This is a genomic window from Pontibacter amylolyticus, assembly GCF_014638845.1.
Taxonomy (GTDB): domain Bacteria; phylum Bacteroidota; class Bacteroidia; order Cytophagales; family Hymenobacteraceae; genus Pontibacter; species Pontibacter amylolyticus.
Window position 1 is genome coordinate 545012 of the sequence record NZ_BMFP01000002.1, and the last position, 11560, is coordinate 556571.

Annotated in this window: 9 protein-coding genes and 1 riboswitch; of the genes, 4 read left to right on the plus strand and 5 right to left on the minus strand. The window is 53.4% G+C overall.

Annotated features, from left to right (window positions below):
* Positions 1–184: 184 nt before the first annotated feature.
* The gene (locus IEV97_RS07375; protein ID WP_188500856.1) at positions 185–1144 is read right to left on the minus strand and encodes a ribonucleoside-diphosphate reductase small subunit; all 960 of its coding nucleotides are present in this window, start codon (positions 1142–1144) and stop codon (positions 185–187) included.
* A gap of 647 nt (positions 1145–1791) precedes the next feature.
* On the opposite strand from IEV97_RS07375, the gene rplU reads away from it, so the two are divergent.
* Together rplU and rpmA are read left to right on the plus strand one after the other, a co-directional pair.
* Positions 1792–2100, plus strand: coding sequence for a 50S ribosomal protein L21 (rplU, locus tag IEV97_RS07380; protein WP_116543707.1), 309 nt, complete (start codon positions 1792–1794; stop codon positions 2098–2100).
* 71 nt (positions 2101–2171) lie between these two features.
* Positions 2172–2441, plus strand: a complete 270-nt coding sequence (rpmA, locus tag IEV97_RS07385) for a 50S ribosomal protein L27 (protein ID WP_116543706.1) — start codon at positions 2172–2174, stop codon at positions 2439–2441.
* Positions 2442–2515: 74 nt separating this feature from the next.
* Here the strand turns inward: rpmA and IEV97_RS07390 are convergent, their stop codons facing one another.
* Positions 2516–3148, minus strand: coding sequence for a hypothetical protein (locus tag IEV97_RS07390; RefSeq protein ID WP_188500857.1), 633 nt, complete (start codon positions 3146–3148; stop codon positions 2516–2518).
* Between the two features lie 390 nt (positions 3149–3538).
* Positions 3539–3648, plus strand: a riboswitch (SAM riboswitch).
* Between the two features lie 71 nt (positions 3649–3719).
* Here IEV97_RS07390 and metH point away from each other — a divergent pair.
* Complete coding sequence (gene metH / locus IEV97_RS07395; RefSeq protein WP_188500858.1) at positions 3720–7430, plus strand: methionine synthase; 3711 nt, start codon at positions 3720–3722, stop codon at positions 7428–7430.
* A gap of 377 nt (positions 7431–7807) precedes the next feature.
* Complete coding sequence (metF, locus tag IEV97_RS07400; RefSeq protein ID WP_188500859.1) at positions 7808–8764, plus strand: methylenetetrahydrofolate reductase [NAD(P)H]; 957 nt, start codon at positions 7808–7810, stop codon at positions 8762–8764.
* A 239-nt stretch (positions 8765–9003) separates the two neighbouring features.
* On the opposite strand, the gene IEV97_RS07405 is transcribed toward metF, so the two are convergent.
* The 3 genes from IEV97_RS07405 to hemW form a co-directional block, all read right to left on the minus strand.
* Positions 9004–9774, minus strand: a complete 771-nt coding sequence (locus IEV97_RS07405) for a cyclase family protein (RefSeq protein ID WP_188500860.1) — start codon at positions 9772–9774, stop codon at positions 9004–9006.
* Positions 9775–9777: 3 nt separating this feature from the next.
* Complete coding sequence (locus tag IEV97_RS07410) at positions 9778–10197, minus strand: hypothetical protein (protein ID WP_188500861.1); 420 nt, start codon at positions 10195–10197, stop codon at positions 9778–9780.
* Positions 10198–10278: 81 nt separating this feature from the next.
* Positions 10279–11406 carry a radical SAM family heme chaperone HemW gene (gene hemW, locus IEV97_RS07415; RefSeq protein WP_188500862.1) on the minus strand — a complete coding sequence of 376 codons (1128 nt, stop codon included), beginning with the start codon at positions 11404–11406 and terminating at the stop codon, positions 10279–10281.
* Between the last annotated feature and the right edge of the window lie 154 nt (positions 11407–11560).

Below are 11560 nucleotides of genomic sequence, written 5' to 3' on the forward strand. Positions count from 1 at the left end.
AATTGCTTTCACAAGTTTGGAGGCGAGTGCTCCGTCCGGCGTTCGTTGCCAGGTATAGGGTCCGGTGTTGCAGGCATTGGCGCGGTTGGCTATACCTGTATCCGGGTGGTAAAAGGTAATTCAGGAAGCGGCCGGACAAAAGCCCGGCGCTTTATTTCCTAAACTTACTAAGTATTTCAGATTCTTAAAAGTCCTCGTCGAGCGAAAAAACGTTTTTGTCTTTGTCGCCCATCACGCCGGCTTTCTGGTACTCGCCCACGCGCTTCTCGAAGAAGTTGGTCTTGCCCTGCAGCGAGATCATCTCCATGAAGTCGAACGGGTTGGTGGCGTTGTAGAGCTTGCTGCAGCCCAGCGACACGAGCAGGCGGTCGGCCACAAATTCAATGTACTGGCTCATCAGCTTGGCGTTCATGCCGATCAGGTCAACCGGCAGCGCGTCTGTCACGAATTCCTTCTCAAACTCCACGGCGTCGCCAATGATTTCGAGCACACGGCTCTCAGGCAACTTCTCGTTCAGCATAGAGTAGAGCAGGCAGGCGAAGTCGCAATGCAGGCCTTCGTCACGGGAGATCAGCTCGTTTGAGAAAGTCAGACCCGGCATCAGGCCACGCTTCTTAAGCCAGAAGATAGAGCAGAATGAACCGGAGAAGAAAATGCCTTCCACGGCCGCAAAAGCGATCAGGCGCTCCGTAAAGTTCTCGCTGTTGATCCACTTCAGGGCCCACTCGCCTTTTTTCTTCACGCAAGGCACTGTCTCCAGCGCGTTGAAGAGGTAGTCTTTCTCTGACTGCTTCTTTATATAGGTGTCGATCAGCAGGGAGTAGGTTTCCGCGTGGATGTTCTCCATCATGATCTGGAAGCCATAGAAGCAACGGGCCTCCGGAAGCTGGACCTCCTGCATGAAGTTAATGGCAAGGTTCTCGTTTACGATGCCGTCGGAGGCGGCGAAGAAGGCCAGTACGTGGCTGATGAAGTGGCGCTCGCCGTCGTTCAGGTTCTCCCAGTCCTTTTGGTCCTGCGACAGGTCGATTTCCTCGGCAGTCCAGAAGCTAGCTTCTGCCTTCTTATACATTTGCCACACCTCGTCGTGCTGTATCGGGAATAAAACAAAGCGATTTGGGTTTTCTTGTAGTATTGGCTCCATGCTCGTAAACTTTAATGTTATTTAAACTTGCAGCGACACTTCGTTGCTGCTTTATCAGATGTCAGACTCAGTAGACGGTGCACCATGTGGTGCATGCACTTGAGATAACAGGATTTCAAATATAGGGATAAGAACTTGAATTGGCGGGCTAAAGTTGTTCAATTTATTAACACTTTGCTAAGTGTTTGATTGTCTGAAAATTGGGTCGAAATCAACAGCCTTGTTAACATGATACTGTTAACATATATAATTGTTAAAATATAGTAAATAAAATATTAATTCATTGTTAAGTGAATAAAAGTGCAACCCCGGAGTGCCCGGTTAGGTGTAAAAGGTGTTTTTAGAGGGATAAAATCCAAAAGGTTACCCTTTGAACAGTTTTTCAGAAGATGAATTCGGGTGGCATCTCTTCGGTTCTGTGGAAAACGCGATTTTCAGAGTTGGTGGTCAAGGTGCTGCGGATTAGTGTGTTATGCTTGATTTTGAAAGGTGCAAAATTTTGGAGCGGAGATTTCAACAGCGTTATCCACAGGGCTGTGCATAAGGTTTGGGAAAACAGAAAGAATTAGAAAACAATGATTTGCATATTAACTTTAAGTCCGCTAATTTTGCAGACTTAAATTTTTTTAAAACATACATTGAAGCTGATGTACGCAATTGTAGAAATCGCAGGTCAACAGACCAAAGTAGAGAGCGGTAAGTTCATCTACGCTAACAAGCTTTCCGGCAATGATGGTGACGCCGTTGAGTTCGCCAATGTTCTTCTTACTGATGATAATGGCACTATTACTTTAGGTGCTCCTTTCGTTAGCGGTGTTAAAGTGGTTGGTAAAATCCTTGGCAACGTGAAAGGCGACAAAGTGATCGTTTTCAAAAAGAAGAGAAGAAAAGGCTATCGTAAGAAGAATGGTCACCGCCAGCACTATACGAAAGTCCTGATCGAGAGCATTGGATAAGCAGTAAGAGGAAATTAATCGTAAAATCTTTCAGGCATGGTTCGTCCGCCTGAACTAAATAGTAAAAGAAAATGGCACACAAAAAAGGAGCTGGTAGTTCTAATAACGGCCGCGAGTCACACTCAAAACGACTTGGTGTTAAGATTTACGGTGGCCAGGACATCATCGCTGGTAACATCATTGTAAGACAAAGAGGTACTGCACACCACCCAGGTAACAACGTGGGTATGGGCAAAGACCACACACTGTTCGCTATGGTTGACGGTGTGGTTCAATTCAAAAAAGGCGTTAAGAACCGTTCATACGTTTCTGTAATTCCTAAGGTAGAAGCAGAAGCGTAAGCTTTACGGCCTACGCCGCCACCCGTGGGTGGCAAAAACAGAAAAGGGATGCGATGGCATCCCTTTTCTGTTTTTTAGACTTTTTGTTTCGCAACAGGTATGGCTGCAGGTATAGCCGGTGAAGCTTTCGCATGCTTGCCCGCCCGGCCGCCCTTCCAGTAGGTATGGAGCCCGACTGCTATACCTGTCACGCAAAGTACATAAGCGGCGGTCTGGCTTTGGAAGGAAAGCGGGACGCTGCCCAGCACCAATCCAAGGCCCGATAGCCAAAGCAATCCATAGCGTACGGGCGCGTGCACAGAGGGAGTGTAATTTGTTCTGAACCCGAGCAGGTGCAGGAGTTTGGGAGACTCCGCTGCCAGCAGCACCAGGTTTAGCAGTAGGAAGAAAGCCAGCACATAGGGCGTGCCTTTCCAGTTCTGCGATATGGTAACCAGCAGGATGTTCAGCAGCATGGGAAGCAGGGCAATAGCCCCCAGCGTTCGGTAGCGGAGCGTCAGCAGCATAAACCCAACCACGATCTGGGAGTAGGCAATGAAGCGGGCGAAGAGCCCCAGGCCAAACTCCGCCAGTTTCTCCTCTAGCCAGACCGGCCCGATCAGGCCCGGGAACCGGTGCTCGTAGAAGACCTTCGCCATACCTGCCGTGAAGAAGATAAGACCCAGGAAAACGCTGATGCCGTTGAGCGTGAATGTTTTGTAGTTCATGTTTATACCTGCCATGATGTTCTAAGCTATTAAGGTATAGCCTTTTATAAATTCATCGCGAAGAATTATACCAACCGGATAATTATCTAGACGATCGCGCTATACCTAAATTAGAAGGAATGTGGCCTCCCGGAGCAAATCGCTAAAGACCAAAGTTTTATTCAGAAAAGGGCAACCTGCCTACACCACCCCCGTATACCTAAATAGAAAGAGTTATAGAGTGAAAACAATTAAACTCTTTTAGGAAAGGGATACTTTTTAGTATCCCTTTCTGTTTTTATACCTTTTGAGTACGCCCCTCAACTTCGTTTCTGCTTTTCTACTCGCTATCTTCCTATTCTCTGGCAACAAAAATTCGGCTTTTGCGGATAAGTATGTATCTTTACAGCATTCTTATCAAGAAAGACCGAGGGACAGGGCCCGATGACGTCTTAGCAACCTTGTACCAGCTTGGTGCTAATTCCCTTCTCCGCCATACCTTGGCCGGGAAAAGATAAGAGAGTATACCTGCCTTAGGGTGTCCTTCTTGATAAGCGCAATTGTAGACTTAACCAAGAGGGGGAACACCAACATGACCACATCACATCCGATCCATACCTTGCTGCAGGAGCGCGTGCTCGTGCTCGACGGCGCCATGGGCACCATGATCCAGCGCTACAAGCTCTCCGAAGCCGATTTCCGTGGCGAGCGCTTCAAGGATCATCCGTCCGATCTCAAGGGCAACAACGACCTGCTCTCCATCACGCGTCCGGATATCATCAAGGCGATCCATACCGAGTACCTGGAGGCCGGCGCCGATATCATCGAGACCAATACCTTCAGCGGCACCAGCATCGCGATGGCGGATTATAGCCTGGAGCATGTGGTTTACGAAATGAACTACGAGTCGGCAAGGATTGCCCGTGAGGCGGCAAATGAAGCGGAAGCCAAAGAGCCGGCGCACAAGCGCTTCGTAGCGGGCGCCATCGGCCCGACCAACCGCACGGCCTCCCTCTCTCCCGATGTAAACAACCCCGGCTTCCGCGCCATCACCTTCGACCAGCTGGTGGAGGCTTATTACGAACAGGTACGTGGACTAGTGGACGGCGGTGCCGATTTGCTGTTGGTAGAAACAGTCTTCGATACGCTTAACTGCAAAGCGGCTCTTTTTGCTATTCAGGAATACGTGAACAATGGTGGCAAAGAACTGCCGATCATGGTGTCCGGTACCATTACCGATGCCAGCGGCCGTACCTTGTCGGGCCAGACCGTGGAGGCTTTCTGGAACTCGATCTCGCATGCGCCGATCCTGAGCGTAGGCTTTAACTGTGCGCTGGGCGCGCGTCAGCTGAAGACGCACATACAAGAGCTCTCCCGCATTTCGGATTGTTACATCAGCGCCTACCCCAATGCCGGTTTGCCGAACGCCTTTGGCGGCTATGACGAGACAGCCGAGCAGATGGGCGCCATTGTAGAGGAATATCTGAAGGAAGGGCTAGTGAACGTACTGGGTGGTTGTTGTGGCACGACGCCCGTACACGTTAAAGTAATCGCAGACCTGGTGCGCAGGTATAAACCGCACGTTCCCACTCCCGTCACCCCGCTCCCCCGCTACAGCGGCCTTGAGCCCTTCACCATCACCTCTGATACCCTTTTTGTGAACGTCGGCGAACGCACCAACGTGACCGGCTCCAAGAAATTCTCCCGCCTCATTGTCGACGGCAAGTTTGAAGAAGCCCTTTCTGTCGCCCGTCAGCAGGTGGAAGGCGGCGCCCAGATCATCGACGTGAACATGGACGAAGGCATGCTCGACTCAGAGCAGGCCATGGCCGACTTTCTTAACCTGATCGCCTCCGAACCCGACATCGCCAAGCTGCCCATCATGATCGACTCTTCGAAATGGAGCGTGATCGAGTCCGGCCTGAAACGCACACAGGGCAAATCGATCGTCAACTCCATTTCTTTAAAGGAAGGCGAAGCGGAGTTCAAAAAGCTGGCCCGCAAGGTGCGCCAATACGGGGCTGCCGTGGTAGTGATGGCCTTTGATGAAACAGGCCAGGCCGATACGCTGGAGCGCAGAATCGAGATCTGCGAACGCTCTTACCGTATTTTGGTAGACGAAGTGGGCTTCCCGCCGCAGGACATTATTTTCGACCCGAACATCCTGGCCATCGCCACAGGTATAGAGGAGCACAACAACTACGCGGTGGATTACATCGAGGCGGTGAAGTGGATCAAGGCCAACCTGCCGCATGCCCAGGTGAGCGGGGGCGTGAGCAACCTCTCCTTCTCCTTCCGCGGCAATGACGTGGTGCGGGAGGCCATGCACACCGTGTTCCTGTACCACGCCGTGCAGGCAGGTATGGACATGGGCATCGTGAATGCCGGTATGCTGGGCGTGTACAGCGAAATTCCGGCTGAACTGCGCGACCTGATCGAAGACGTGATCTTCAACCGCCACCCGGACGCCACCGAAAAGCTGGTGACCTACGCGGAAACCATCAAAGGCAAAGGTAAAACAGCTACTGCCGCCGATAATTCCTGGCGGGAGGCGCCAGTGGAGGAGCGTCTGAAGCATGCACTGGTGAAAGGCATCGTAGACTTTATCGACGAAGACACCGAAGAGGCGCGGCAGCAGGCAACTAAAACCCTGGACGTGATCGAGGGACCCTTAATGGCAGGCATGTCAGTGGTGGGCGATCTGTTCGGGGCCGGTAAAATGTTTCTGCCCCAGGTGGTGAAGAGCGCCCGTGTGATGAAAAAGTCCGTGGCATACCTGCTGCCCTTTATGGAGCAGGAAAAGCTGGCCTCCGACACCTCGAAATCAACCGCGGGCACGATCCTGATGGCGACCGTGAAAGGCGATGTGCATGACATCGGCAAGAACATCGTGGGCGTGGTGCTGGCCTGCAACAACTACGAAGTGATCGACCTGGGCGTGATGGTGCAACTGGACAAGATCCTGGCAGAAGCCGAAGCGCATCAGGTAGACATCATTGGCCTGAGCGGCCTGATCACGCCTTCGCTGGACGAGATGGTATACGTGGCCCAGGAGATGGAACGCCGCGGCATGAAGATTCCGCTCCTGATCGGTGGCGCCACAACTTCCCGGGTGCACACGGCGGTGAAGATTGCGCCGCAGTACAGCGGCCCGGTTGTGCATGTGCACGATGCCTCGCGAAGTGTGACGGTGGTGAGCAGCCTGCTCAGCAGCGAGCGCGACAGCTATATTGCTGAGATCAAAGCCGAATACGAGAAGCTGCGCGAAGACCACCTCGGCCGTACCAAAGACCGTGCTTTTGCCAGCATTGAAGAGGCCCGTTCCAACAAGTATAAAGTAGATTGGGCTGCTACTAAGCCAACCAGGCCGAGCTTTATTGGCAACAAGGTATACACCAACTACCCGCTGCAGGAGATCGAGCCCTACATTGACTGGACGCCTTTCTTCCATACCTGGGAGCTCAAGCGCCAGTACCCGAAAATCCTGAACGATCCGGAATTAGGTACGGAAGCGACCAAGCTGTTCAACGATGCCCAGACCATGTTGCAGGAGATCGTGGACAAGCAGTTGCTGGAGGCCCGTGCCGTGGTGGGCTTCTACCCCGCCAACGTGGAGGCCGACGATACGATTGAGGTATACGCCGATGATTCACGTGAAAGCGTGCTCACCGAGTTCCATACCTTGCGCCAACAGGGCAAAAAAGGAGCCAACGTGCCGAACCTCGCCTTCTCCGATTTCCTGGCCCCGAAAGAAACAGGTATAGCCGACTACATCGGCGGCTTTGTGGTGTCAGCCGGCTTTGGCATCGAGAAGCTCCTGGAGCAGTACGAAGCAGAGCACGACGACTACAAGTCCATCATGGTGAAAGCGCTGGCGGATAGATTAGCCGAGGCCTTTGCCGAACTGATGCACCTGAAAGTGCGCAAGGAACTGTGGGGCTACGCGGCAGACGAGCAGCTGGACAACGAGAGCTTGATCAAAGAAGCTTACAAAGGTATACGCCCGGCCCCCGGTTACCCCGGCTGCCCGGATCATACCGAAAAGATCACGCTCTTCAATTTATTGAAAGCGGAGGAGACTGGTGTAATCTTGACCGAGAACCTGGCCATGCATCCGGCATCCTCGGTGAGCGGCCTGTACTTCTCACACCCGGATTCCCGCTACTTCGGCCTCGGCAAGATCGGCGAAGACCAGGTAGCAGACATGGCCCGTCGCAAGGGGATGGCCAAAGAGGAATTGGAGCGCTGGCTGTCGCCAAACCTGAATTACGAGCCAAAGCCAGTAGCGCAGCAGGCGGTGTAGAGGACAACCCACCCCTGCCCCTCCTTAACCAAGGAGGGGAGTCTGCTATAGCCGCTTATTCTGTCTTCATAATAGTGATTGTCTTACAGTTTGTCATCCTGATAGGATCTTGTGTGAAGGGAGGTTAAGCAGTAGCAATAACACACCCCTGCCTCTCTCTTCAAAGAGGGCCCCTACCCCCAGAGGGGAATTCCCGTGCAAGGAAGTCCCCCCTGAGGGGAGGAGCCTTGACAAGGAAGGAGCAGGGTGATGATAAACTTAGGCTGGCCCAGATCTCTCACTCTGTTCGAGATGACAGGTAAGGCCCCAAGTTTGGGCTCTTATAAAAGGGGAAGCCCAACCATTTAACAATACAGCAATTTAACCATCAATATAAATTGAAAGTAACCGAGCACTTCCAGAACGCCAACGGCAAGACGCTGTTCACCTTTGAGATCTTGCCGCCGCTCAAAGGCGAGAACATGAAGACCCTGTTCAACCACATCGACCCACTAATGGAGTTCAGGCCGCCCTTTATCGACGTGACCTACCACCGCGAGGAGTATATCTACAAGCAGCGGGAGAACGGCCTGTTAGAGAAGCGCAGCACACGCAAGAGACCGGGCACGGTGGGCATTTGCGCGGCTATCCAGAACCATTACAAGGTCGACACGGTGCCACACCTGATCTGCGGGGGCTTTAGCAAAGAGGAAACAGAGAACGCCCTGATCGACCTGCACTTCCTGGGTATAGACAATGTGCTGGTGTTGCGCGGCGATTGTGTGAAGAGCGAGCAGCGCTTCGTGCCGGAGCCGGATGGCCATACCTATGCCACAGAGCTGATCGGGCAGGTTGTGAACATGAACAAGGGTTGTTACCTGGATGATGAGCAGGCATACCACAACGGCACCGATTTTTGCATTGGCGTGGCGGGCTACCCGGAGAAACACTTCGAGGCGCCCAACATCACCTCAGACTTGCGCTGGCTCAAAAAGAAGGTAGAGCTCGGCGCGGAGTACATCGTCACGCAGATGTTCTTCGACAACCAGAAGTACTTCGACTTCGTGAACCGCTGCCGGGCCGAAGGTATAAACGTGCCGATCATTCCGGGTCTGAAGCCGATGACCACCAAAACGCAGCTCACCCTGTTGCCCAGTCTGTTCCATGTCGAGATTCCGTGTGCGTTGGCCGATGCCATCGAGTCCTGTGCGGACAACAAAGCAGCTGCGCAGGTAGGCGTGGAGTGGGCGATACAGCAGTCGCGGGAACTGATGGAGTTTGGCGTGCCTTGCCTGCACTACTACTCGATGGGCAAATCGGAGTCTGTGCGGAAAGTGGCGGAGGCGCTGTTTTAAAGAAGAAACCTCAACTAAACTAAACCTAACCTTAAGGCTGGGGCTTCTGGCTCCGGCTTTTTTTATTTTCGGGTTCACTATACCTGACCCCTGACCTCGCGGTGTCTTTAGACCCGCGAGCGTCTAACAGATCGGCCTTCGGTAAATAGGTACAGGTATAGGCTCAGCTACGGCTGCTGGCAGTAGACACTCGCGGGAGCTGCGCACACCGCGAGGTCTGAGTCAGGTATAGCGATGCATTACAAAGTCGGGAAAACGGGAGACAGCTTGTACAGCACCGGCTTGCTGGGGCTGGCGTCAAGTTGCAGACTGGCAATCTGCAGGTTGAGCAGGTATAGCCCGTCGTCTACCTGGTCCGGCACATAGATCAGTTCGGTGATAGTGGCACCGCAGCGGGTGTTTCTGGGGTACTGCCAGAAAGCGTGGTGGCAGAGCAATTTACCTTCGTCCAGTTCGCGGTCCACAGAAGGCAGGTCGAGGAGCAGGTGCTGGATCCCTTTTTCGGCCAGGTATTGGCCAATCGTGTGCTCCAGGTAGGGTGGGTTGGTGCCGGAGTAGTGGCGGGTGAGTTTCTCGTCTGAGTTAGGCAGGGTGCGGATGACGAGTGCTTCGCACTTTATACCTTGCAGCCTGGCTTTCACATCGTCGAGTAGCACCACTTCATCGCCGTTTTCCTGCTTTTGCGGCTGCACCGTAATCAGCTGCGCCACGAACAGAAAGCGTTTCAGGCAGTTGTGGATGGTGGCGTGCTCGTCGGCGGAGATGTGGCCGTAGCACTCGGTGTGTGTGCCGTTGCCGTGCGGCGTCAGGTGCACCCGCTTGTAGTTGGTGCTGCCGCCTTCTGCCACGCTTCCCACGAAGTCGCCTACCCGGATCACATCAAAAGCCACCGGCTCGGCCCAGAAGCACTCCGGTTGAAGCTGCTTGTCGTGCAGCGGCATCGAGATGTCCAGCGGCTGTGTCGGGTCGAAGGCATAGGGCTGGCCGCGGTATGTGATGGAGGCTTGCATGGCTTAACTGCTGTAACCCCGCAGCCAGCGCAGGGCATCAGCATCATTCGCAAAGTTTCTTACTTCGAAGGTCACTGCCCCCAGCGCTTCGGCTCTCGTTATCACAGCCTCGAATGAGAGTCTGTTAAAAACATTTTCGGGCAGCACGCGGGCCAGCTTTTTCAACCCCAGGTCCGAGAGTGACTTGTAATAGGTAGTGGACATCCACTCTTTGGTGTGGGGTAGCAGCTTGCCAATGGCCAGGGCGTTCAGTAGCAGTTTATCGTTCCCGGACTCCTGTAGAAGCTGGCTTATCATTTCAGCAATCTCAAGCATCTCGTTATGCTCCACGGGACGCAACCAGGTGTTGGTCAGTATACCGTGCTCGCGGTCTGTGGCAATCCGGCTGATGTCGTTCTGGTAAAGTGTTTCCAATAGCTGCATAGTAGGTGTGGCGCGGGGCTCTGATTCCGTCCTACTTCAAATCTACGAATAAATCTGATATATAGTATGCTGTATATGTGGCTATTCTGCCATCAGATCCAGCGTGATCTGGTCGGCAAGCAGCTTGCCCTGGTCGGTCAGGTATAGCACGTCTGCCTCGATCCGGGCCAGACCTTTCTCTCGAAGCTGCTGCAGGTATAGCCGGTGCTGTGCCTGCAGGTCGTAGCCATACCTATCGCGCATCAGGCCCAGGTCGCAACCCCAGATGGTGCGGAGTGTGGTGAGCAGGTAGTCGTTGGCCTGGTCAGCTGGCGTGAGTTCTTCCACCTCGGCAGGTATAGCGCCTTCCGCCAGGGCGGCGGTATACTTGCGGTTATTGGCCACGTTATACTGCCGGCTGTGGCCGTTGAAGGAGTGCGCACTCGGGCCTACGCCCAGGTAGTGCACCCCGCGCCAGTAATTGCTGTTGTGCTTCGACTCGTAGCCAGGCTTGCTGAAGTTGGAGACCTCGTACTGCACATACCCGTGCACTTTCATCTGTTCCAGCAAAATCTCAAACTGCTGCGCCGTGAACTCGTCTTCTGACGGCTTAAAGATGCCTTTTTTGCTCCAGCGGCCCAGGGCCGTGTCGGGTTCAATGGTGAGGGCATAACAGGAAACATGCTGCACGTTGAGCGAGAAGAGTGTTTCCAGGTCCTGCAGCCAGATGCTGTGGTCCGGCGCAGGTATACCGTAGATCAGGTCCACGGTGATGTTGTCGAAGCCGGCCGCCTGGGCGTCGCGCACGCACTGCAGGCTCTCCGTTGCGTTGTGGGCCCGGTTCATCATACGCAGGTGCGGCTCGTGGAAGGACTGCAGTCCGATGCTCAGTCGGTTGATGCCTGCGGCTTTCAGCTCCTGCAGTTTCTCCGGCGACAGGTCATCCGGATTGGCCTCCAGTGTTATTTCTGCTTCCTCCGAAACTATAAACAGCTCTTTGATGGTTTGCAGGAGAAGGTATAGCTCTGCCTGGGTGAGCAGCGAAGGGGTGCCGCCACCGAAATAGATGGTGCGCACTTCCTGTCCCTGCAGGTAATCTTTGCGCAGCTCCAGTTCCCGGGCAATGGCCTGAATGGTAGCCTCCTTGTGCCCCATGGAGGTACTGAAGTGGAAGTCGCAGTAATGGCAGGCCTGTTTGCAGAAGGGAATATGGAGGTAGATGCCGGACAATTTTTTAATTGTTAAATTTCTTTAATTGTTAAATTGCTGATGGTTAAATTGTTGTTGAGGTCGTGCAATATGTGAAGGTATAATGCGAGAATCCGTTCAGGCAATTTTACCTTTGCCGCTGTTATATACTATGACAAGGGTCCGTGTTATAGAG